This is a genomic window from Reinekea forsetii, assembly GCF_002795845.1.
Taxonomy (GTDB): domain Bacteria; phylum Pseudomonadota; class Gammaproteobacteria; order Pseudomonadales; family Natronospirillaceae; genus Reinekea; species Reinekea forsetii.
This window is the reverse complement of the sequence record NZ_CP011797.1, coordinates 2,800,920-2,824,539: the sequence shown is the minus strand read 5'-3', so window position 1 is coordinate 2,824,539 and position 23,620 is coordinate 2,800,920. Positions and strand designations below refer to the sequence as shown.

The window sequence follows — 23,620 nt, the reverse complement described above, 5'->3', positions numbered from 1 at the left end:
AAGGTCGACGGCTGTTGCGCAGCCGTCAAGTGTAGCCTGAGTGCGACCGAATAAGAAGGCGGCTCAAGCTGGGTCGGCAAAGCGTTGATGAATCTGGCAAAACTCGTCCAGATTTTCAAGCAATAGATCGACCAGCTGTGGGTCGAACTGCAATCCCCGTTGAGCCTGGAAATAGGCCTCAACGCGCGCCATATCCCAGGCCGATTTATAGATTCGACGGTTACACAGGGCATCAAAGACATCGGCAACGGCGGTAATGCGCCCCGCGATGCCGATAGCGGTGCCTCTTTTGCCGGCCGGATATCCGGTCCCGTCCCAACGCTCATGGTGTTCGAGCGCAATGTCAGCCCCCAGTTGCAACAGCGGTTTGTTGGACGATGCGAGCATTTGGTAACCGATCTTGGCGTGAGTTTTCATCACAGTCCATTCTTGCGCATCGAGCTTGGTCGGCTTATTCAAAATGGTATCGGGAATGGCAATTTTACCCAGGTCGTGGAGCGGGGCCGCCTCGCGAATTTGGGTCGCCGCGTCGCTCGACAGGCCGCATTTTTGCGCCAGCAGATAGCTAATTTCTGACACCCGGCGCAGATGAAAGCCAGTTTCTTGGGATCGATGTTCGATCGCATCGCCGAGTAGATAGACGATTTCGCGTTGGCTGTCTTCGAGCAGGGTTCGCAATGAAATGTTTTCAAAGGCCGTTAAGGCATTGTGACAGAACATCTTTAATAGGTGTTCTTCCAGCTCATTGCGCGTCTTGAAGTCGCGTAAAAATAACAGTCCGGCGTGATGAGGCTTGGCGCGATACAGGCAAATAAAGCCGTGGGATGTCATTTGGCTGCTAAAACCGAGCGCAGAATCATGCAATAGATGGGCACATTCGTTAGGCAGGATGTCGACCGCGCGTTGCTGTTCTTGATCGGAGTACGCGCCGGTTCCGGCAATGACCCTCAGTTCACCGGCCTGTTCAAAGGCGGCCACGCCATGACTGCCGGCATAGAAGCCGTCCTCCTCAGGCGCAATAACCGCCGAAATTTGCTCTAATATGCCGTGGGCAAAATCCTTCAAGTAGGTTTTCTGATGCAACTGGGTTGAGCATTCTAGAATGCGTTCTAGGCCCAAGCGTGAGCGATCTAAGGCGATAATGTCGCGATAGCTGCGCAGGCAGGAGTACATTAGGGTGTGTAACTTACCACGTGTTAACTCGGTTTTTTCTTTGTAATCATTGATGTCATATTCGGCAATAATGGTCTCTTCCGGCGCTTGACCGGGTTGGCCGGTGCGCAAAACGATGCGCACAAAGGTGTTTTTCAGCATCGACCGGATCGCATTGGCGGTTTCCAGTCCGGCATGTTCGGTTTCCATCACCACATCGAGCAAGCACACGGCAACGTCTGGGTTATCCATCAGGATGTCGATGCCCTCTTTGCCGGTATAGGCATGTAAAAAAATGAGCGGCCGATGGTCAAAGGTGAAGTTACGTAAGGCTAATTTGGTGATGCTGTGCACTTCCTCATCGTCGTCAACCACCAATACTTGCCATGGCCGCCGGGCTTTGTTGGCATCGGGTTGCGCTCCGTTCTCATCGGCAAAGACTAGATCATCGCTCATAGGGCGTTTTCCTCTCGGTAGGGTGGCCGCTCATGCAGCAGTTTAATTGCCATGACAATCTCAAGCCCCTGTCCCAGTTGGCTCGTGGTTTTGATCTGCCCTAGCAACTTAGAGGTAACCAGATTGTAGACAATATTCATTCCCAAGCCGCTGCCACCAGTGGATCGACGTGTGGTGTAAAAAGGATCATAGATGTGCGCCAAAACTTCAGGGGTCATGCCGGCACCATTGTCCTGATAGACCAAGGAAAAGCCGTCTTTGCTCTGCTGTGCGGCATCGAGGGTAATTTGGCCGGCGCGAGTGCCGTCCTGGAAACCATGGATGAGGGAGTTGAGGATCAGATTGGTGATGATCTGTGCCAAGGCACCGGGTGCAATGCTCAGGTTGATCGTTTTCGGCACTCGATTGAGAACCTCGATTTCCGTGTGCTTTAGCTTGGGGCGCAGCGACATCACGATCTCATCCACATAGCCGTGTAGGTTAATTAACCGCGCCTGATCGCTGGCCTGATCGACGGCGATGTTTTTAAACGACTGAATTAGCGTTGCGGCACGGTTGAGATTTCGGCTCAGGAGTGTTTCGGTTTCGTGGCATTCGGCCAGAAAACCTTCAAAACCAGAGCGGGTCAGTTGATTGCCGGCCAGGCATTGCTGGGTAATGCGCATCTCTTCTTTGAGGTGACTCGCGGCGGTGATGGCTACCCCGAGGGGCGTATTGACCTCATGGGCGATACCGCTTACCAAGATACCCAAGGATGCCATCTTCTCACTGCGAATCAGTTCGGTTTGTGCCGTTTTGAGTTTTTCCAGCGAATCGACCAGGGTGGCATTGGCGGTGCTCAACTCGCTCGTCCGGCGCGACACCAGCTGTTCCAAACGGTGACGGTATTCTACTAAGGACACATTCTGCTCGATCAATGACTGACGTTGGACGTTAAAAATTTCGTACAGTCGGCCAATTTCGTCGCTGCGTTGTTGTAAGGCGGGTGTGATCGCAACGGTTTCGGGGCTTAGATCGGCGGCGTAAGTTTGTACGTGTAGGGTGAACAGTTCCACGGGTTTGGCGATAAGCTGGCGGACCAAAAAATAGAACAGAAATTGCAACAGGACAAAGACCACCACACTGACGCTGAGGCTGATTTGGGTTAGTTCATTAACCTGTTGGCGAATTAAGCCATTATCGCTGCGAATCTGTAGCGTGCCGATATTGAAATTCTGCTCACCAGCGCCTTCGGCCTCGACGATCAGCGGTACCCAAGCGGTCAGGGCAGCATCGTTTTGTGTCTGGATCGGTGCCGCTAACCTAGGGACTTGCGCCGCGAAGTCGGCCAAGTCACCGCCGCTGTAGTTGAATAGGCCGCTGTGGTCATTGACCGACACACCGGAGATGAATTGGTCGCGCAGGATGGCATTGGCGGCGTCGACGGTGCCGGTTTCGTTATAGACCCACAACGACTGGGTCACCAATATCGCCAAATTATCGATGGCGGCCGCGACATTGTGCGCCCGCGTGCGCTCCAGTACGGGCTGTAAAGCCCAGTACACGGTCGCCACGGTTATTAACAGGGCACTCAATACGCTAGTAGTGATACAGGCCATCAGTCGGCGAGTGAGATGAGCTTTGAGTCCGAACATAAAGCATTAGAGGGTTGCGTGAGAAAGTATCAGTCTAGCCGAAGGTTTTGGCTTTGCAGCGGCAATTGAAAACTAATTGGGTCTTCGCGCCAGCAGGCTACGGCCTGCTGCAGCAAACGATGGGGCGAGTCCGGCGTCAAGGTTATGCCCAAGGCCTGCAAGATGCGCAGCAGATTGGCACCCGCGGTCGCATTCTGGATTGCCGGGGAGAGATTTTGCTTGCTCAGTTTCTGTGCCGAATTCGGGCTTAATAGCACCGGGAAGTGGCCGTATCGGGGCAGTGGGGCGCCGAGCGCCCGATACAGTTCGCGTTGCCACCAGACCGACTCCAATATGTCGATGCCGCGCACCACCTGGTTAATGCTCTGGTCAATATCATCACTGACCACGGCCAATTGATAGGCAAATAAACCATCCTTGCGCAGCACGACCACCGCACCGGCCTGGTCGCGCGGAGCCGATACTTGCAGGCCCTGAAACCGGTCGATAAAGCGATCCTGCTCGGTCAATACCCGAAAGCGCACCGCGGCGTTCGCCACCGGTTGACGTTGAGAAGAACAGGTGCCCGGATACACCGGGTGAGCGCTGAGGTCTTTACGACTGCATTGGCACCAGAACAGTCGCTCTTGCTGGTGCAGGGTGTTGAGGTTGGCCCGATACAGCTCAAGCCGGTCGGACTGATAGGTTTCGGTTTCATCCCATTCCAGTCCGTGTGCGACCAGTGTCGCCAAAATGTCTGCACTGGCGCCGGCCTGTTCTCGAGCTGGATCTAGATCCTCGATGCGCACCAACCATTGGCCCTGATTTGCCTTGGCATCCAAATAGCTGACCACGGCCGCAAACAATGAACCAAAATGCAGCGGGCCGCTGGGGCTGGGCGCAAAACGTCCTCTGTAGGGGGTTGGGCTAATTGGCGTGTGGTGCTCAGACACTGTTATTTTCAGTCAGGTTCGCTAAGATGGGCCCATTGTAGTGAGTAGAGCGCGTCGAGCGCAAACTGCCCGTTTGAAAAACCTTACCAGCTTTGGGAAATTGTATGATGCTTGCCGATCGATGCCAGCGTATCGCGTCTTTTTATGTTCTAGAAGTGATTGCCCAAGTTGAGGCGCTCGAACAGAGTGGGGTCGATGTCATTCGCGCCTTTATTGGTGAGCCCGACTTCCCGACACCGGAGCCTATCGTGGCCGAGGCGGTGCGAGCCCTGCAAACGCAAAAGCTCGGTTACACCGCGAGCACCGGGGTGCCGGCTTTGAAGCAGGCCATCGCCGACCGCTATCAGCGTTGGCATGGCCTAAGCATCAATCCGGCGCGAATAATTGTCACGCCGGGTGGTTCGGCGGCGCTGCATGTGGCCTTTCTGGCGACCCTGAATCCCGGCGATGAAGTATTGCTGCCCGAACCGGGTTACCCCTGTAATGCGAATATCCTGCATATGGTTAACGCCACGGGCGTCGCCGTGCCGATGGACCCAAACCAAGATATGCAACTATCCCTGAGCGCGCTGAGCGCCGCCTTGAGCCCGAGAACCAAGGCATTATTGATCGCCTCGCCCAGCAATCCGCTCGGTACCGTGATGTCGCCCGAGCAATGGCAAACCTTGGTCGATTTTTGTCGCACCCACGAATTGCAGTTATTGGCCGATGAAATTTATCACGGCCTGACCTTTTCCGATCTGGCCTGCAGCGCGTTGGAAGTGGAAGCGGACGCCTGGATAATTCAATCCTTTTCAAAATTCTATGGCATGACCGGGTGGCGCCTAGGTTGGCTGGTGGTGCCCGAATACGCCATCGACGCCTGTACCCGCATTGCCCAGAATCTCTATCTGTCGGCGTCGACCGTAGCGCAAATTGCGGCCCTGGCCGGTTTCTCACCGGCTGTTGAGGCAATCTGTTTTGAACGCCGGGATCGCTTGCGCGAACGGCGCGATTATCTGATGCAAGCCTTGCCGACGCTGGGCTTTCGCATCCTGGGCGAGCCGGAGGGCGCCTTTTATCTGTATATCGATGTGTCTCGTTACAGCGACAACGCGCAAGATTTTTGCCACGATCTGTTGCTTAAGGCTGGCATTGCCCTGACCCCAGGTTTGGACTTTGGCGGTCCTTGTTTTAATACCAGTGTGCGCATCGCCTATACCGCCGATCTAGCTCGCTTGGCCGAAGCGATGCGCCGATTGACGGTCTATTGTCGGAATTTGGCACTCGAGGTCAGTCTCTAATCGCCCGCCCGGGGGCTCGGTTGCGCGATAAATCACGCGAGCGTGGCAGAAGCGTCGTTTTATGGGCACAATTGGCGGCTCATTAGCAGTCGAGTTTACGATGCGCGCACCTCAAATTCTGTCCCTTATTGCCATTGGCCTCAGTCTGGCCGGTATCAGCCTGCTTACCGCCCTGGATACCAATGTCCAGTCCGGTGACCTTATTGGTCTGTTGAATAGCGAAAATGCCAGCCATCAAGCGTTGGCCAATGGTCTTTTCTTGCTCTTGGGTATTTTTTGGATGGGTGCGGTCGATAGCACCCGGCGCTTCATAGAGCCGCGGTCGCTGGATAGCTGGTTGCGTTTTTCGGCTATCGGCTTCGCCGCCAGCTATTTATTTAGCATGCTTTTCCCCTGTGATAACGGCTGCCTGCCCGGTGCATCCGTAAGTCAGATGGTGCACAGCAGCGTGCTGTGGTTGTTGTATTGCGGGCCCGCGGTATTTGCCGGTCGTCTGCTGTGGGGCAAGCCGGAGCGGCAAATTCGCCATCTAGCCGCCCTGTTGCTGCTGGTGTTTGCCGTGCTGCAATTGGATGCCTTCGTCTTTCAAGCATCACCGGGCCTGTGGCAGCGCATTTATGAGTTACTATTCTGTTGGCTTTGGTGGCTCAGTTTACACGCCATGGTAAAAGCCGACAGTGCTCAAGCCTAGCGTTTGGCGGCACTGCCCTTGCCATACTATCGTCGTAGGGTCGAGTTTTCTGTAATCAAAAAGAGTAGGATCTGCGCCACTCGTAACTAGGCTTCTTTATGGCATACCGTATCTTTGAAATCGTCGCGCCGATCTGTTTTGTGGTGTTGGCGGGATTTTTTTACAGCCGTTTTAAAAAGCCCAATATGGAAGCGGCGAACACCATTAATTTGGATGTGTTTGTGCCCATTTTGATCCTCAGCGTCTTCGCCAGCGCGCCGGTCGATATTTCAGACTATGGCGGACTGATTCTGATGGGCACCGTCATTACCCTGTTGCCGGGTCTGTTCGTGTTGTTGTTCTATCGTTTCTTGAACGTCGAATGGAAGACCTTTGCACTACCGATGATGTTCAAGAACAGTGGTAACTTGGGCATACCCTTACTGGTCTTGACCTTTGGCGAAGAGTATTTGCCAGCCATCCTGATCCTCTTTATCTTGGAAAACATCCTGCATTTTAGCGTTGGGATTTGGCTCCTCAGTCCGAAGAAGCGCTCACTCAGCTTTTTGAAACAGCCGATCATTATCGCGTCGTTGATCGGCATTAGCCTTTCGGTGTTAAAGATCAGTTTACCGCCCTGGTTGGTCACCGGCCTGAGCATGCTCGGCGATGTCGCCGTACCCTTGATGCTCTTTGCCCTAGGCGTCCGGTTGGTGAACTTGGATTTTCACGGCTGGCGCATCGGGTTGGCCGGCGCGATCGCGGCGCCGGTGTTGGGCCTGACCTCGGCGGCGCTCTTTATTCATTGGGTTGAGCTACCCGATACGCTGGAGAAAATGGTTTGGTTGTTCGCCGCCCTGCCGCCGGCGATCCTGAACTTCCTCTTGGCCGACAAATACCAGCAACAACCTGATAAGGTCGCGGCCATTGTGCTGTTCGCCAATGTTGGTAGCCTAGCGGTTATTCCGCTGGTTTTATTTTTCATTCTCTGAGGTCAACATGTTTAAACAATGGGAACGGGCGCCCGCCCAGACACAAATCGATAAACAGGCGTTTATCGAGGCACTGAAGTTCAATGCCGATGGCTTGATCCCAGCGATCGCCCAACAGCACGATAGTGGCGAGGTGCTGATGATGGCCTGGATGAATCTGGCGTCGATTAGCGAAACCCTGGCCACCGGTCAGGTCTGTTATTGGTCGCGCTCGCGCCAAACCTATTGGCGCAAGGGCGAAAGCTCGGGTCACCGACAGCAACTGGTGGCGCTGCGTGCCGATTGTGATGGCGATACCTTGTTGCTGCTGGTCGATCAACAGGGCCCAGCCTGTCACACCAATAGGCGCAATTGCTTCTTCTTCGAAGCCCAGGCCGATGCGGTGACCGTGCTCAATGATGTCGACTCGGGTTTAGTCTGAAGTTAGGCGGATATCATCCAAGGTTAACAGCAGCGGCGCGTCGAGTTGGGCAAAAAACAGACCCAGGCGATATATACCGTCCATCGCCATCGCACGCCCAGCCGGCGCCGATTGGACCGCCGCCAAGGGCACCCTAATGTGGTTCCAGCCCGGCGTCAGTTCGAAGCTCTGATTATAGCGATCCGAATACAGTTGAGCCGACAATTCATGGGCTCGGTCATTGATGCGAACGGTCAACACCTGCACCCTGCTGCTGGGATTGTGTGCCTGCAGTTGCAACTGCTGGTAACCGCGCCAGTCGGCCAACGTTGGCGCGAGGCTTACGCCTGAAAAATGGCCAGCCTTGAGTCGCGCCTGGCCGGCGAAGCGACCTTCCGACACTCGATCGGGACTGATTTCAGTCATCCCATGCCAATGGGCCAGTGAGTCTCCCTGTTCGAAATTCTCAATAAGAGGCGCTCGGTTTTGCCGCCGCAGATCCTGCTGTGCCGTCCAGGCGAAGCCACTCAGATCGAGCAGCAGTAGTAGGATCGCAAAACTGATCAGGCTAGGATGTAGGTGCGCTCGCGCGCGCCAAAACAGTGCCAGAGTGGCACCAACCAGGTTGCGCAGCATATCCCGACTACTGAAATCCCGCCCGACCTGATGTTGAATTAGCTCAAGCAGCAAACTCAGAATGAAGATGCTCGCCAGGACCAGGGCGACCTGTGGCCAACGGGTGATGGGCCGGAATGAGCAATAGAGGCCGGTGGCCAGGAAAAAGAAGCCTATATGGCCGAGATTCCAGCCATAGCGGATAAAAGGCAAGGCAACGGCGCTCGGCCCACCGATAAAAAACAGTGGCGTCACCGCCAGCACCAGAATCACCAAGAGGTGACCCGGGCGCAGCAGCCTAAGCAAGGCGGTTTACCGACGTCGGCGGCCGGTCCGGCACTGGGTGATGGTCAGTCGAGCACATGGACTCAGGCCTAACGATTGACCGCGACAACGGCCGCGACCAACGCATCAACCTCGTTGAGCTGCAGGCCAGCAATATTGACGCGGCCACCGCTAACGATATAGATGCCGTAGTCCGCCTTGAGGCGAGCGATCTTGGCATCACTGAGCCCGGTCAGGCTGAACATGCCCTTGTGGTGACCAAAGTAGTCATAGTCTTCGCCTTGGGTGGCAATGCGGAAACCCTCGACCAGAGCCGAACGTAAGCCGTTGATGCGCAGGTTCATGGTGTCGAGTTCGGCCCGCCAGAGGCCATTGAGTTGATCATCGGCCAAAATGGTACTGACGATCGCAGCGCCATGCGAGGGCGGCATCGAATAGCTGCCGCGCGCCAATTCACACATCTTCGCGCGGCCATTATGCGCATGGCTGGCATCCTCGCCGACCAGGATGGCAGCACCGGTGCGTTCCCGATAGAGGCCAAAGTTTTTCGAGCAGGAGGTAGAGATCATCAGCTCTGGCACGGCGTTGGCCAATAGCCGCAGGCCCTGGGCATCAGCTTCGAGGCCGTCGCCCAAACCCTGATAGGCAATATCGACAAAGGGTAGAAAACCGCGTTGCTGAGCCAACTCGGCGATCCGCTGCCAAGCCGCTAGGCTCAGATCGGCGCCACTTGGATTATGGCAGCAGCCGTGTAACAGCAGGACATCGTCGGGTCCCAATTGGGCCACTTGGGCCAGCATCGCGGTTTCATCCACTGCCTTGGTCACCGGGTTCAGATAAGCGTATTCCTGCACGGCCAAACCGGCACGAAGCATAATAGGGCGATGATTGATGTAGCTGGGGTTGCTGATCCAGACGGTGGCATTGGGCCGTGCAAAGGCGAGCAGATCGGCCAGATTGCGCAAGGCACCGCTGGCACCCGGCGTTTGCAGGGTGCTGGCGCGGGCCATCGCCGAAGTGCCACCCAAGAGCAGAGACTGGATGGCCAGGTTAAAGTTTTCATCGCCGACCAATCCTTGATAGGCCTTGGTGGATTCCGTTTTCAGCAGAGTCTGTTCGGCCTGTGCCACGGCAGCCATGATCGGTGTGATGCCCTTATCGTTGCGATAGACACCGATGCCCAGATCAATTTTATCGGTCCGTGCATCATTCTTAAATTCGCTGATTAACGATAAAATCGGGTCGGCCGAGGGGGCCTGAATCTGTTCAAACATGATGACTCCAGGGGATTGAATCGCAAAGGCACTAGCATAACGCTAAAGTCGGGTGCATTTCGAGTCTTGTCGCGATAATGGCCGCTCGGCGCAGTGCAAACTCGCCCAGAACCCACTACAATCTGTCGCTGTTTTATTGAGTCTCATTGTTGAGGACCGCATGAAAGCCTTATCGCGTGATCAAGTACAAAGCTGGATAGAGGCTTGCTCATTGGAAGCCTACGTCTGTTCAGACTGTGAAGGGATACATTTGCCGGTGTGGGAAGGTCGGCCGGGAGTGCTCGAAGCGCGTTGTTTCGTCGAGTCCGATCGCTGCTCGGTGCTGACCGAGATTGCCATTCGACCGTCAGCGGTGTTACCACTGCAAGGCGCCGTGCATTTTATGAATTATGACTTCAGTCTGCTGAAGGTGATGATTTCCATGGATGATGAGGACGTGCCGCGCATGCTGCTGACTCTAGCGATACCGCTGAAGCATCTGAGCGCGCCGATGTTTAAGGATTGGCTGGATATGTTGTTGACCGAAATGGATGCCATCTACGATCAATTAACCGATATGGACGTCCTAATGGTGCACAACGAGCTGGATGATCCTGTCGAAGATTTCGACGACAGGCTGCACTAGGGCTTAGCGCAAGCCCCTTGGCAAGGCCGCCCTATTGCCTTTGGCAGCAGGACGGCCCTGTGGTTACCAAGCAGCGGCCTAAACGATTTCTTTTGCCGCAATCTTTGCGGCCCATTCCTGTGGCCCGGTGCTGTGTACCGATACGCCATTGCAGTCCACTGCAACGGTGACCGGCATTTCTTCGAGCACAAATTCGTAGATCGCTTCCATGCCCAAATCGGCAAAGGCCACCACCTTGGCGCTGCGGATTGCCTTCGAGACTAGATAGGCGGCACCGCCAACGGCCATCAGATAGGTCGCCTTATGCTTCTTGATCGCCTCGATGCCGATCGGTCCGCGTTCAGCCTTGCCGACCATTGCAATTAGGCCGGTATGCTCCAGTACCGTATCGGTGAACTTGTCCATGCGGGTCGCCGTCGTTGGGCCGGCGGGACCGACCGCCTCTTCGCGCACCGGATCCACCGGGCCGACGTAATAAATCACCTTGTTGGTCAGGTCGATTGGCAGCGGTTCGCCTTTGTTGATCATATCGACCATGCGTTTGTGCGCGGCATCGCGACCGGTATACATCTTGCCCGATAAGAGCAGGGTTTCACCAGGCTGCCAGGTTTGCGTCTCGGCCTTGGTCAGGGTGTCGAGGTTGACTCGGCGTGCCGATGGACCGGCTTCCCAAACGATGGCCGGCCAGTCGGCGAGTGTTGGCACGGGCAAATCGGCGATGCCGCTGCCGTCGAGCGTGAAATGAGCGTGGCGCGTGGCGGCACAGTTGGGGATGATCGCAACCGGCTTATTGGCCGCGTGGGTGGGCGCATCCAGTACCTTAACATCCAATACTGTAGTCAGGCCGCCTAAACCCTGGGCACCGATGCCCAACTTGTTAATCTTATCAAACAACTCCAGGCGCAGTTCCTCGGCCCTATTACTCGCCCCCTTGGCCTGTAAATCTTGAATATCGATTGGCGCCATCAGACTTTCTTTGGCCAGTATCATGGCCTTTTCAGCGGTACCGCCAATGCCGATACCGATCATGCCCGGCGGGCACCAGCCGGCCCCCATTTCTGGGATCATCTTCAGGACCCAGTCGACCACCGAGTCGGATGGATTCAGCATGGCAAATTTAGCCTTGGCCTCACTGCCGCCGCCCTTGGCCGCGACCTGAATATCGATGGTAGTGCCGGGCACTAAGCGGGTATGGATGACCGCGGGGGTATTGTCTTTGGTGTTGGTTCGAGCACCGTCCGGGTCGGCCAAGATCGAGGCACGCAGGACATTGTCGGGCAGGGCATAGGCCTCGCGCACGCCTTGATTGATCATGTCTTCGAGGCTCATGGTCGCATCGCCAAAGACCACACTCATGCCGACCTCAACAAAGACTGTCACAATGCCAGTATCTTGGCAAATTGGCCGGTGGCCTTCGGCACACATTCGACTGTTGATTAGTATTTGGGCAATGGCATCCCGTGCGGCAGGGGATTCTTCACGTTCGTAGGCCTGGTGCATGGCCTGAATAAAATCCTTGGGATGATAATAGGATATATACTGTAAGGCATCGGCAACACTTTGGATTATATCGGCTTGTTTTATCAGAGTCATACTGCTCTCCATCAGGATCGAGGTGGCGCCTCGGTATTATTATTGGCTGGAAGTGTACAACAAATATCAGGGTGGAGGCTGTTCCCAGACTAAAGTTGCACAGGTTTGCCGCCCAGCATCGAGATAAGCTTGCAAAATTCAAACGCTCGTTTAAATTAGAGATAACGTCCTACTGCTGCGAGTCATGATTGTTAGCCATTAAAACTCTATATCATTAAACCGTTTGTCCTCAAAACCATTTATCATCAAAGGTGGGCCACATGTCTGAAATAGAAACGCGTCTCAACAACGGTGTACTGGAAGTCCAATTTAATCGGCCTGAAAAAAAGAATGCCATTACCGAGCAGATGTACCGTCGCTTGGGCGATATCTTTATCGGTGCGCGCAGTAACTCGGAGGTCGCCGTGATTCTGATTACCGGTCAGAAGTCCTGTTTTACCGCCGGCAACGACTTACAAGACTTCCTCGATAATCCGCCGGTGGATGATGAGTCGGCGGTGTTTCGGTTTCTGCAGACCGTGGCTGACTTTCCCAAGCCGCTGGTCGCCGCGGTCAATGGCCCGGCCATTGGCATTGGCACCACCCTGTTGCTGCACTGCGACCTGGTTTTTTCCGGCGAGAGCGCGCTGTTTCAATTACCCTTCGTGAAGCTGGGTTTGGTGCCAGAATTTGCCTCGTCTTACCTGTTGCCGCTGCGCGTCGGTCATGCCAAGGCCGCGGAGTGGCTGTTAACCGGCAAGACCTTCGATGGTCAGGAAGCCAAGGCCGCCGGTCTAATCAACGGGGTTTATAATGATGAGCAGTTTTTCAGTGCCGCCGTTCATCAGGCACAGGCCTTGGCGCAATTGCCGCTGGAATCCTTGATTATCACCAAGCGCCTAATGAAGCAGACCTATATGGCGAAAACCCTGCAAACCATGGAAGAAGAAGGCGAACTGTTCCGCAAGCGGTTGGCCAGTGACGATTTCAAACAGGCGGTGACCCGGTTTTTAAGCCGAAGCTGAGTATCGACTCAGTTTGACTCAGTCGTAAATGCATCGATCAGGGCGGACGGGGATTGCTTAAACAGATACCAGTCGGGTCGCTGCCACGAGCCCTTGAAGGCGGCCGAGTTGGACCGAAAGGCGACGCGGTCCTTTTCATTACCGTCGATAAACATCACCAGTTCAATCTCCTGTTCAGCGGTGTCTACCGTTGCGTCATACCATTGGGCAATTTCATTAGGTGTCAACATTTTGCGTCCGGCGACGGTGTAAAGCGGGAAGTCGACACCTGTTTGTGTCGTGCCCGCCTGATAGGCTTTAAAGATTAGCTCACTGCACACCATGGCATTGTCACTGTCGAAATCGAAATCAAAATCGTAGGGTTGACCGGTGTAATAGAAGGCGTTGTGGATGGCCTTGGCTTTTTCAAGCTTGCCCAGCAACGGGCGGAATATGGCGGCGCCGTCGGCTGCCAGCGATGTTTCAATGGAATTAAAGATAACCCCCGCGTTCAGTGCCTCGATGGCCCGAACCTCGCCCATGGCGTCATACCCTGGATGTCGGGCATAGATCTCGCTGGTCGCACGCAAGAGCGCATCGAAACTGTTAAAACCTTGCTCGGCGAGCCATTGCTTAACCTCTGGCGTATCAAAGTATTGCTCGCGTTCGGCGTGCGAGCCGATATAGATTGCCGAGTGGGTCCAAAAGCCGGGAATGCCGACATTGGTCAGGCGCCATTCCTTGCGGGTCAGATAAAAGTCGCCTGGCTCTAAATCTCGGCTGAAGCTTAAGGCTTGCTCGGGCGTGATCAGTGTCTCGCCAATACGCCAAACCTTGACCTTGCCCATGCCCTTGGCGACCCCTCGCTGGATTGGGAACCAGGTTCTAAATAGCGAACGGCTTACCGTGCCGGCGCTGTTGGCGACCAACAAACCGGTGCGACTCTGCTGCCGAACGGCCAGTCGATCGGCGGAAAATTGTGCGGCAAAAGACGACTGCGCATCGACCGATAAACTGCTGGTGAGATCATCGAAGCGAACAGTGTTCCAGTCACTCAAAACCTGATTGCTGAATTTTTGATACATCTTGGCGGGCAGCTCCAGATCCGGATGAGCAAGGTTGAGCCATTTCACCAGTTCCGGATCCCGACCGATGCGACTGATAAATGCCAAGCCGAAGCGGTAATAAGCCGTCATGGCGAAGGCGTGTATTTGCATGCGCCGATCATGCTCGGCCGAAGATTGCCGCTGATAGAGCTCATTCTTGTCGGCCAGTACACCCAGGGTGGCCATATAGTCCAGATAAACCCCCCAGACATCGAGCACGGTCTGCTTCTCAGCCCGATTTAGCAGCACCGGGAGAAGTTTCGATCGATTAAATATGTCAGGCTTTTGATCGATATAGCTGATCAGATTCAGCAGCCCCTGACGTTGAATTCGAATCGCCTGAACATCGGTCGATTCGGCCAGGGCCTCAAGGCCAAACAGCAGTGAATAACAAAATAGGGCAAGCGCGAACGGTTTTTTTCCTAACACTAAAATAAGTCCATTTGATCATTAAGGTTGCTGTCCGGTGCGTCCGTTTCTGATTCGGCCGGTGGTGCCGAGTCCTCAACGGACGCTTTATGAGTCGCCAGAGGAGCGGCCCCGAACCAATAGCTCTGGCGCTGCAGCAAATACGCTTGGGTGTCGAGTAAGGCGGCGTGCTCCGGTGAGTCTAGCAGCTTTGCCGCGACGCGCTCGAGCGCGCTCGAGATGCTTAAGGCTTGGCCTCGGTCCGGATCCTCAAGCACGCCGAGGCGGCTGTTTTTCCACCCGGCAAACTGCGCATCGCTCAACGCCGATGGGAAGTTCCGCGCCAGTGCGCTTTCGACCAAAGGTGGTAAGCGATCATCGTGCAGCAGATGGGTTTCATCGAGCCAGCGTTCTTTGTGGATGCGGTCACTGGCCATTCGGTTCAATAGGTTGCGATCGTGATCGTCGATAAAGCCGGAATAGAGCGCATGTTCAGGGTCAGCAGGGGGCTCACGTCGGTCTTGTTCGGTAAAGACGGCCAGCGCCAGCGCACGCAATTCCGGATGAGCCTCTACTATGGCCTGATGTACCTGAATGCGGACCAGGTCGACATCGAGCCGCTCTGCTGTGACGGCATCTAACAGGGTCATCGATGCGATCATCGGGCTGCGGTTCAAGTGCACGGTTTTGAACGGCGGTCGGGTCGCACCCTCGGGCAGATCAGCAGCCTTACTGTACAGCCAGGTCTTGAGCGTTTGGGCGTCGTGGGCCAGTAGCCAGCTGGGATCGTTACGGATATCGATAACGATCACCTCGTTATTGCGTTCCGGGTGCATCATTAGGGGGATTTCAATGCCCATGCAATGTTCCAACGCCGGGATCTTGCCGGAAAAATGCAGATGCGGTTGCCGGCCCTCTATATCGATATGCTGACGAACCCGATGTTTGGAACGCAGGCTAAAAGCATAGTCATATAGCTTGGGTTGGCGTTGCTTGATCAACTTGGCCAGCGCGATGGTCGCCAAGACATCGCTGACGGCATCGTGTGCTTTGGCATGCGCCAAGCCGTTGGCCGCGCTCAGGTGCTCGAGCTTGAAGGAGGGTGTGCCGTCGTCCCGCGTCGGCCAATTGATGCCATCGGGCCGCAACGCATGGGTCATGCGCACTACATCGAGCAGATCCCAGCGGGCATTACCGTTCTTCCATTCACGTGCATAGGGGTCGAGCATATTGCGATAGAGTAAATAGCGGGTACATTCATCATCAAAGCGAATACTGTTATAGCCCACCGAACAGGTGCCCGAGAGCGACAAATGCTGATGAATCTGTTGGGCAAAGTCCCATTCTGACAGGCCACGCGCGGCCAAGTCGAGTGGCGATAAACCGGTAATGGCGACCGCATCGGCATCCACCAGGGTGTCGAGTGCTGGTTGGCAGAGCAGATCGATGGGCGAGCCAATCGGATTCAGCTCCAGATCGGTGCGCACCGCGGCAAATTGCGCCAGGCGGTCGCGCTGGGGGTTGGCACCCCAGGTTTCGTAGTCATACCATAGTAGGGTCATGTCACCTGATTGGGGTGTTTGCATCGTCGAGTTACCCTGTTCCGCGCCATCTCCGTTCAGGGTATGCTAACGCGTAGTTCTACCAATTTACAGTTTCCGGTGAGAGATCGCCCCCCGATCGGTTTATCTGGCCTTTTTTTGTGGAGTATTGATCATGTTTAAGAAGCTCTTTTCGCGTAAATCACCGCCCATCACTGGCACGCCAGCCAAGGCCAAAGCGACTCCGGCACCGGCCGTTGTGCAAGCCGATTCACTGCCTGAGCTGGCAGCCAAAATTGTCAGCGCGCCGGGCAAGGCCCAGGCGCCCTTATGGACCCAACTAACCGAAGCGATTAAACAGGGCACCTATAGCTTGGCGGAAGTAAGTGCTCACCTGACCGGCTTGCCGGGCATAATGTTTTTAGTCCAGCACGGGCAGCCGACCGAGGCTGTCAGCCAAGTGCAATGGCACGATATAGCGCTGACTGGCCATATGGCCTCGGTGCGCAAAGTGGCCGCCACGGAACTGACCGATGCCGACTTACTGGCCGCCCTGGCAAAAGAAACCAAGGGTAAGGATAAATCTGTCCATCGTATTGCGACCGATAAGCTCGATCGCCTAGCGACGGATAAGAAGGCCGCCCAAGCCTTACTGGATAAGCAAGAGGCGGTGTTGGACGCCATGAGGCGACTGGCGCATGGGTCCCTCGAGCCGATGTATATCGCCAAATACAAGGGCTTATTGGAACAGTGGGGCGAGCTCAAGAATATTTCGGACGTGCTCCAGGCCGAGTTTGAAGTTAACCGCGCAGTGGCTCAGGCGGTATTCACCCCGGTCAAGCCCAAATCGGCATCGGTCCCTACCGACCCTGAAGCGTCCGCGCTAGACGATAACGCGGCCCCAATTGAGGCCATACTGAGTACTGACCTTGCTCTAGAGCCGGAAGCGGAACCCATTGCGGCCGAGTTGCCGGCAATCGATCGACAGCCGATGGTCGAGGCATTGGTTAAATGGATGTGTCAGTTTATTGAGGTTGGCGATTTCAGTGCTGAAAAAATCGCCGCAGCCGAGCATTTTCTCGATGAGATGCAAGCTCAATGGCAACAGTCCGAGCCCCTGGGCGCGGTGATCAAGGCCGACGCCGAGGCTTTTCGACAGGCCTGCCGGAGCTATAGCTTGGGCCTGCCCAAACTAAGCAAATTGATCGCACAGCACGGTGAACTGGCGACCATACCCGACCAACTCCTGGTCGACGGCAAATCGGCAGACAAGTTGGTGCATGAGTTGGAGGATTGGCTGCACGAGATGGCGCCTGTCATCAGCACCGAGTCACCTGAGGTTGTCATCGCGCTGCGTCAGGGGCTGCAGCGCTATCAAGAAAACCTGACCGCGCACCGGCAGCAGGAAATGAGTCAGGTGCGTGCCATTCGTGGCCAGCTGCGCAGTTGTCTATCGGCTGTCCAGGAGGGCCAAATTCGGCGCGCCTCGGGTCTGTATCACGGCGTCGAAGACCTGCTCAAGGACTTTGATCTAAGTCATCACGCCGGTGTGCACAAACAACTTGACGAAACCACCGCAGCCTTGGCCAAGCTGCGCGATTGGCAAGCCTTTGCCGTGTTGCCAAAAAAGGAAGCCTTGATTCGACGCATGACGGCCCTGACGGAGCAATCGCTCGATCCAGAATTCCGTGCCCAATCGATTCGGGATATGCAGGACGAGTGGAAAACCCTGAGTCGAGGTCTGCAGGATCAGCAGCAAGATCTATGGGAGGAGTTTCATCGCCTAGCCCAACTGGCCTATGAGCCGTGCCGCGAGTTTTTTACCGAGCAGCGTCATCTGCGCGAAGTGAACCTAAGCAAGCGCAAAGAGGTGGTGGAACAGCTTGAAGTCTATTGTCAGCTAGTCGATTGGCAAAACCCGGATATTAAAGAGATAGACCGAGTCTTGCAGATCGCTCGTAACGACTGGACTAAGTACACCCCTGTGGATCGGATTGCCAATAGGGCGCTGCAACAGGCATTCGATAAATCCCATCGCACCCTGTTTGATCGACTGCGTCAGGAGCAAGCCGTCTATAAAGCCAGTAAGGTAGCCATTATCGAACAGGCCAAGGTCTTATTGACGCAAGAGGATATTCGCTCGGCCACCGACCAGGTTAAAAAATTACAGCAACAGTGGAAGGCCATAGGCATGGTCGGCCGCAGAGACGAGCAGACTCTATGGTTAGACTTCCGTAAAGTGTGCGACCAGATTTTTGCGCGTAAAGACGAGCAGGTTATTGCCTTCAAGGCCGACCTGGAAGTGAACAAGGAACAGGCTGATTTGTTGCTCGGCAAGATGGCCTCGATTGTTGACTCGGCGGAATTGTTAGCCCATGCCGATGACTTTGCCCAGTTCAAACAACAGTTCCTCGCCCTGGGCACATTGCCCAAGGCGCACTACCAGCGAATGTCGACCCAGTATCAGGATTTGTGCAATGCCTTTGATGCCGCCCGGACCCAAAAGCGGGTCGAACTGACCGACCAGGATTGGCAGGCCCTGTTTGCCTGGGTCCGGTCAGCCCGGTTTAGTGGCCAGAGCGACGCCGAGTCTCGAGCCGCTTGGCAGAGCCTGACCATACCCGATCCAGCCAAGCCACTCATACAGGCACTAACCGGCTGGCACCAGCCGGTGGAGGATCTGAATCAACAGACCCTGCATGAGAAGACCATTGACCTGGAAATTATGACCCAGAGTGAGAGCCCGGCCGAGGACGCAACCATCCGGATGCAGCTCAAGGTGCACCGTCTGGCGACCAGCATGGGCGCCGTCACCACCGATGCCGATATCAACCAATTGGTGGTCGAATGGCTGGCCCAGGGTGCCGTGAAACAAGACGCTTATAATGCCTTGGAGGCTCGAATGCTCGCTGCCCGAAAACGCTGGTTAAAATAAAAAACCTAAATAAATCAAAAAGTTAGTTGACTTAAAATGAGAACCCCGTAGTATACGCATCAGTTGAGGGGCATTGAGCTACTAGCCTCTCAGAACAGTTTGATGCGGGGTGGAGCAGTCTGGTAGCTCGTCGGGCTCATAACCCGAAGGTCGTCGGTTCAAATCCGGCCCCCGCTACCAATTAAGACCCGACGTTAGGTAACTAACGTCGGGTTTTTTCTTATGGGTCGAGAAAAGCTACCGCGACTCATCGGCACCTTCCGGCCGCGAATCGTCGCACCGCCGCTACCAATTAAGACCCGACGTTAGGTAACTAACGTCGGGTTTTTTCTTATGGGTCGAGAAAAGTTACTGCGACTCATTGGTACCTTCCGGCCGCGAATCGTCGCACCGCCGCTACCAATTTAAAAAACCGCTAGCCGAAAGGTTAGCGGTTTTTTTCTTATGGGTCGAGAAAAGCTACCGCGACTCATCGGCACCTTCCGGCCGCGAATCGTCGCACCGCCGCTACCAATTTAAAAAACCGCTAGCCGAAAGGTTAGCGGTTTTTTTCTTATGGGTCGAGAAAAGCTACCGCGACTCATCGGCACCTTCCGGCCGCGAATCGTCGCACCGCCGCTACCAATTAAAACCCGACGTTAGGTAACTAACGTCGGGTTTTTTCTTATGGGTTGAGAAAAGTTACTGCGACTCATTGGTACCTTCCGGCCGCGAATCGTCGCACCGCCGCTACCAATTTAAAAAACCGCTAGCCGAAAGGTTAGCGGTTTTTTTCTTATGGGTCGAGAAAAGCTACCGCGACTCATCGGCACCTTCCGGCCGCGAATCGTCGCACCGCCGCTACCAATTAAGACCCGACGTTACTCGCGCTATTTATCGCGACCTTTTGTGTTGTGATCACAACATTTTTTTCGTTTTTGGGGAAGGGAGCATAAATACAGGTAAATTAACCGGCTCATCACGCATAACCCATGCTTACTATTCGCCATAGTTGTTTTAGTATTGTAGTGGTAGGTGCTACTTACCATTGTGTAGATTGTTAATGATAGGCTTAAAGTGGAGGCGCTTTGAATATTGGAGAGTCGAGTCGACGGAAGGGTTCTTATCGAAATAATAATCAAAAGAGGTGCATCAATCCTCCTCTGGTTTGCCATAAAAATAAACATTAACGTTGTTGCCGATGCAGTGACTATTGAAGGTTGGGTGCTGTGATTATTTACTGCAACCTAAGTAAAATATCAACCACAGCATTTTTTATATTTCTTGCCGCTATCGCATGAACAAGGATCATTGCGGTTAGGAGTTTTGGCGGCCTTGCTGGTGATCAATTTATTTACTATAGCGTCAAGCTCACTGATGTTTTCGTCTACTGCGTTATCTACCGAAATATTAGCAAATGCTTCATTGTCAGCAACTAGCTTTTCTAGTTCACTTTTTCTCTCATCGCTATTCACCACAAGTGTTAGTGGATTTTTCGCTGTGCCAAGCTTAGCGGTGCGCTCAAAATTATCACCCGATTTTACATAATTTTCTCTGGTATGGATGCGCCCTTTATAATAAAGATCGTGCATGGTGTTGCTCCGCTAATTAAGTGCGTAATTTAAGCGCGGGATTATAACGGAATATTTTAGATAGTCGACGAAAATTAACACATTCAGTCGTTATTAATGAAAATAACCCTAACCTGTAGATATTTGAACTAAGTGTTCGGTATTCATTGGGTGTATTGCTGATTATTGGTATAGGGGGGGGTGTGGGCAAGTATGTGCGCGTTTGCAGTTAGGGTTTTTCGAGTATTTTGCTAATCTTTATTGTTAAAAATAAAAATAATTTTTAACGGCAATAGTTATTTATTTTAACAACTGGAGTCGGCGAAAATGGCAGAAATATTAAATCGCTTAAGGCGGTCATAAGTTCCTCTATCGGTCATTTTAATTCTTAATCAATATCGACGCCTTTTTTCAAAAGGCGCCTAAGGCGAGCAAGTCAGGGCGCTCAAATTTAAGAAATAAAATGTGCGCCCTGTTTCTTATTTATCAGAAAAAACCAGATTTAAAACCATTGCCAGCGGCCGATCGATTGGTTCTGAAAACAACGCTCAGTAGATCGATACTGCTTATTAATGCACAACCTAGTATCGCCTTTACTTATTCAATCGCTCAGTAAGGTCTTGCCAGGCTATTTGGATCGCACTTGAGTCTCCCCGACTCAAGGCAACCATATATACTGCACCAGAATAGCCGGGTCGTTTCTAAACTGGGCTAATAGGTCTGCTAAATCCTGGCCGGTTAGCGTTGTATCTGGATCAAAAGGCTTGATCACATCGCTGACTGACCGTTCAAACTCCTCGGCGCGTGCCAGTAGCAGTGCTTGATTCTCAGTGGACTCTATAAAGGTGGCTGAGTCGGCATGGATTGTTTGCATCCAACCTTGGATCGTTGCGCTGTCTGGGGGCTGTTGGATCAGAGCGTCGAGTAGCGACTGCACTGCAGCAACATAGTCTTCAACCTGTTCCGGTGCGACATCGGAGGCGATAACCAAGCTGTAAACTGGCCAATCCAGAGAGTCAGCCTTTAACCAGTTATTGATGGCGTAGACTAAGCCCAGTTCCTCGCGCAGATTTTGAAATAGGGCCTCGCTGAGCCAGTTATTTAACAGCGGATGCCATTCATTCTGAGCAACTTGGATGGCGCCTCTGGGCAGTTGAAAACGAAGCGTAACCTGTGCCTGCTGCACCGCTTGAACGGTCGCCGCCGGGAATCTCCCCTCTGTTAAAGCGATATGCAATAACCTCAACCAATCCATGGCACGCTCCGAGGGCGAGTAACCGTACAAGCCTCGGCTGGACAAGGTGTAGCTTGGAAATATCGACATATCGTTTTCGTTAAGCCATTGCTCAAGCTCGAATGCGTCTAGGTTGCGTAAGCCCGCCCGGTTCAGGACGGTCGTGGCATGGCGAGCACTGGGAGTTTCAGCCGGGCTGACGGCCGCGAGTCCACCCAGGCCGGCCAAATTAAATTCAACGCCCTCATAATTATTATCGTACCGATGCCGGATCGTCATGCCGTTGCCGAGTGACCATTCGGTAACCTCATTATCATATTCTTTTTTGGAGCTCACGCCATAAGATGGTTTGGGTGCGATCTCTAAGTCCAACTGGGGTAATTCATCGCCTTGGTTTGGTACTACAGCCGTCGCTAAACTCACGCTCGTGAGCCATTCTCTCACCTGCTCTTCGCTCGGCGCCGCCGCTGCGGGTTTAGTTAGTATGCGAATACGGTGCTGTGTATCGGTCACCTGCTTGAAGGCGTTTTGCACATCATCGGTGGTCAAGTTTGGCAACTCTCTTTTGAGTGCCTTGAGCCATTTTTTCTGACCTCTGACTGGCCAACCATCGAGAAACAACAGCTCCAGTTGATTGGCAAGGTGGTCGGCAGAATCCTGTTGAGCCTGCTCATGTTCCAGCCAGGCAGTGCGCAACTGATCTAATTCGAATTGGCTGATGCCGTTGCGGATCAGTGAGAGTCGTTCAGTCTCAAGTAGGCTAATAACCTGTTGGAATTTACCGTCTGGTACGTCGGCCCTTAACGTGACAATGCGTTGTGTGGTATCGGGGTGTTCCCAATCATAGCCGGCGGACAATTCCAAATTTTGTCTATGGGCCGATTCATCGACTCTATCTAACCAGATATCCAAGCCTGCTTGCCATGCCAGCATCGGAAGGTAGTCGTCTGTTTGGCTAATGGGTTCGATTGCGGTGATAAAGTTTAGCCCGACACTATTGGTCTGGGTGAACTGGTCTGAAAATAGCAAATAATTGGCAGAGTTACTGAAGTTGATAGGGTAGGCTGTTGGCTCAATATAGGTGCTGGTGCTGTTAGGCTGAAAGTATTGATCAAAAATCCCTTGCGTAAAGTCAGTGTTGATATCGCCTGCGATAATAATGGCCATATTTTCGGCGACGTACCATTTTTTGTAGAACGCTGTCAGCAAGGCAGGCGTCGCGCTCTGTATGCTCTCTGCTGTCCCTATAGGTTTCCGATTAAGCTGCTGCGTGCCGGCGTAACGACCTTGAAATGCCTGCGCCGTGACAGTTTCCGCGTCGGCTGCGCGACCCAACTCTTGAAGCAAAACGTCCTTTTCCTGCTTAACCCCGATCTCGCTGAATTCGATCGCACTGACCCACTCGCTTAAAATCTCGACGGCACCGGCAAGCTTGTCTGTATTGGCGGATTTCAGATCTAGCGTATAGACCGTTCGGTCAAATGTGGTGACGGCATTCGAATGGGCACCAATGCTCAGACCGAGCTCTTTGAGTCGTGTCTGGAGGGCTCCGTCTGGAAACTTGGCACTGCCATTGAAGGCCATGTGCTCGACAAAGTGTGCATAGCCCAATTGGCTATCGGTTTCTTGCAGGCTACCAATCCTGACCACCAGTTTTAGGGTGACTTCATTATTAGAATCAGAATTTTTGTTTTGCCAGAGGTATAGCTTCGGCACGCCGGAAGTGCTTTCTGCTGAGTAATCGCCCTGGGTAGGTAAAAAAGAACAGGAGGAGAAAGCAAGCGTTAGCAGGACAACAAGGCCTGCTAATAAGCGCCTAATTTTGATTGAATAATGCATTGGCTTTCCTTCTATTAACTCTGAGTGCTTCCTAGCACCGTTGCTGCTTTAACCCGCTACCTAATCAAGTTGTAGCGGTTCAAAATATGAAGAATAAGACTAGGGCGGTCTAT

Annotated in this window: 17 protein-coding genes and 1 tRNA gene; 8 read left to right on the top strand and 10 right to left on the bottom strand. The window is 53.7% G+C overall.

The window, feature by feature from the left end:
• Nucleotides 1-63 precede the first annotated feature (63 nt).
• From REIFOR_RS12910 to gluQRS, 3 genes are read right to left on the bottom strand one after another with little or no spacing between them, the layout of a single operon-like run.
• Nucleotides 64-1,608 (bottom strand): DUF3369 domain-containing protein, encoded by a 1,545-nt coding sequence (locus REIFOR_RS12910; protein WP_100257955.1) that lies wholly within the window; start codon nucleotides 1,606-1,608, stop codon nucleotides 64-66.
• The gene (locus REIFOR_RS12905; RefSeq protein ID WP_100257954.1) at nucleotides 1,605-3,242 is read right to left on the bottom strand and encodes a sensor histidine kinase; all 1,638 of its coding nucleotides are present in this window, start codon (nucleotides 3,240-3,242) and stop codon (nucleotides 1,605-1,607) included. Before REIFOR_RS12905 ends, REIFOR_RS12910 begins: the two co-directional genes overlap by 4 nt.
• A 29-nt stretch (nucleotides 3,243-3,271) precedes the next feature.
• On the bottom strand, nucleotides 3,272-4,174 hold the full coding sequence (gluQRS, locus tag REIFOR_RS12900; protein ID WP_227003685.1) for a tRNA glutamyl-Q(34) synthetase GluQRS: 903 nt from the start codon (nucleotides 4,172-4,174) through the stop codon (nucleotides 3,272-3,274).
• 104 nt (nucleotides 4,175-4,278) lie between these two features.
• Between gluQRS and REIFOR_RS12895 the strand changes: the two genes are divergently transcribed.
• From REIFOR_RS12895 to hisI, 4 genes are all read left to right on the top strand, one after another.
• Nucleotides 4,279-5,457, top strand: a complete 1,179-nt coding sequence (locus REIFOR_RS12895; RefSeq protein ID WP_100257953.1) for an aminotransferase class I/II-fold pyridoxal phosphate-dependent enzyme — start codon at nucleotides 4,279-4,281, stop codon at nucleotides 5,455-5,457.
• Between the two features lie 100 nt (nucleotides 5,458-5,557).
• Nucleotides 5,558-6,148, top strand: coding sequence for a hypothetical protein (locus REIFOR_RS12890; RefSeq protein WP_145980296.1), 591 nt, complete (start codon nucleotides 5,558-5,560; stop codon nucleotides 6,146-6,148).
• 98 nt (nucleotides 6,149-6,246) lie between these two features.
• Nucleotides 6,247-7,119, top strand: a complete 873-nt coding sequence (locus REIFOR_RS12885) for an AEC family transporter (RefSeq protein WP_100257951.1) — start codon at nucleotides 6,247-6,249, stop codon at nucleotides 7,117-7,119.
• 7 nt (nucleotides 7,120-7,126) lie between these two features.
• Nucleotides 7,127-7,540 carry a phosphoribosyl-AMP cyclohydrolase gene (gene hisI / locus REIFOR_RS12880; RefSeq protein ID WP_100257950.1) on the top strand — a complete coding sequence of 138 codons (414 nt, stop codon included), beginning with the start codon at nucleotides 7,127-7,129 and terminating at the stop codon, nucleotides 7,538-7,540.
• Here the strand turns inward: hisI and REIFOR_RS12875 are convergent.
• Both REIFOR_RS12875 and REIFOR_RS12870 read right to left on the bottom strand, forming a co-directional pair.
• Nucleotides 7,532-8,440, bottom strand: coding sequence for a VanZ family protein (locus REIFOR_RS12875; protein WP_145980295.1), 909 nt, complete (start codon nucleotides 8,438-8,440; stop codon nucleotides 7,532-7,534). The two genes, hisI and REIFOR_RS12875, sit on opposite strands and share 9 nt — an antisense overlap.
• A gap of 68 nt (nucleotides 8,441-8,508) precedes the next feature.
• Nucleotides 8,509-9,693 (bottom strand): amino acid aminotransferase, encoded by a 1,185-nt coding sequence (locus tag REIFOR_RS12870; RefSeq protein ID WP_100257948.1) that lies wholly within the window; start codon nucleotides 9,691-9,693, stop codon nucleotides 8,509-8,511.
• Nucleotides 9,694-9,853: 160 nt separating this feature from the next.
• Here REIFOR_RS12870 and REIFOR_RS12865 point away from each other — a divergent pair, with 160 nt between their 5' ends.
• Nucleotides 9,854-10,318 (top strand): YbjN domain-containing protein, encoded by a 465-nt coding sequence (locus REIFOR_RS12865; RefSeq protein WP_100257947.1) that lies wholly within the window; start codon nucleotides 9,854-9,856, stop codon nucleotides 10,316-10,318.
• A 78-nt stretch (nucleotides 10,319-10,396) separates the two neighbouring features.
• Here the strand turns inward: REIFOR_RS12865 and REIFOR_RS12860 are convergent, their stop codons facing one another.
• Nucleotides 10,397-11,911 carry a fumarate hydratase gene (locus tag REIFOR_RS12860; protein ID WP_100257946.1) on the bottom strand — a complete coding sequence of 505 codons (1,515 nt, stop codon included), beginning with the start codon at nucleotides 11,909-11,911 and terminating at the stop codon, nucleotides 10,397-10,399.
• 260 nt (nucleotides 11,912-12,171) lie between these two features.
• On the opposite strand from REIFOR_RS12860, the gene REIFOR_RS12855 reads away from it, so the two are divergent.
• Complete coding sequence (locus tag REIFOR_RS12855; RefSeq protein WP_100257945.1) at nucleotides 12,172-12,915, top strand: enoyl-CoA hydratase; 744 nt, start codon at nucleotides 12,172-12,174, stop codon at nucleotides 12,913-12,915.
• An 8-nt stretch (nucleotides 12,916-12,923) separates the two neighbouring features.
• On the opposite strand, the gene REIFOR_RS12850 is transcribed toward REIFOR_RS12855, so the two are convergent.
• Both REIFOR_RS12850 and sbcB read right to left on the bottom strand, forming a co-directional pair.
• Nucleotides 12,924-14,429 (bottom strand): YiiX/YebB-like N1pC/P60 family cysteine hydrolase, encoded by a 1,506-nt coding sequence (locus REIFOR_RS12850; RefSeq protein ID WP_100257944.1) that lies wholly within the window; start codon nucleotides 14,427-14,429, stop codon nucleotides 12,924-12,926.
• Entirely contained in the window at nucleotides 14,429-15,994 is a 1,566-nt protein-coding gene (gene sbcB / locus REIFOR_RS12845; protein ID WP_100257943.1) for an exodeoxyribonuclease I, read from the bottom strand. The genes REIFOR_RS12850 and sbcB overlap by 1 nt, the downstream gene beginning before the upstream one ends.
• Nucleotides 15,995-16,124: 130 nt before the next feature.
• Here sbcB and REIFOR_RS12840 point away from each other — a divergent pair, with 130 nt between their 5' ends.
• Both REIFOR_RS12840 and REIFOR_RS12835 read left to right on the top strand, forming a co-directional pair.
• Entirely contained in the window at nucleotides 16,125-18,884 is a 2,760-nt protein-coding gene (locus REIFOR_RS12840; protein WP_100257942.1) for a DUF349 domain-containing protein, read from the top strand.
• 103 nt (nucleotides 18,885-18,987) lie between these two features.
• A tRNA-Met gene (locus tag REIFOR_RS12835) sits at nucleotides 18,988-19,064 on the top strand.
• 1,058 nt (nucleotides 19,065-20,122) lie between these two features.
• Here the strand turns inward: REIFOR_RS12835 and REIFOR_RS12830 are convergent.
• Together REIFOR_RS12830 and REIFOR_RS12825 are read right to left on the bottom strand one after the other, a co-directional pair.
• Nucleotides 20,123-20,455 (bottom strand): PBPRA1643 family SWIM/SEC-C metal-binding motif protein, encoded by a 333-nt coding sequence (locus REIFOR_RS12830; protein WP_100257941.1) that lies wholly within the window; start codon nucleotides 20,453-20,455, stop codon nucleotides 20,123-20,125.
• Nucleotides 20,456-21,092: 637 nt separating this feature from the next.
• Nucleotides 21,093-23,507 (bottom strand): insulinase family protein, encoded by a 2,415-nt coding sequence (locus REIFOR_RS12825; protein ID WP_100257940.1) that lies wholly within the window; start codon nucleotides 23,505-23,507, stop codon nucleotides 21,093-21,095.
• Between the last annotated feature and the right edge of the window lie 113 nt (nucleotides 23,508-23,620).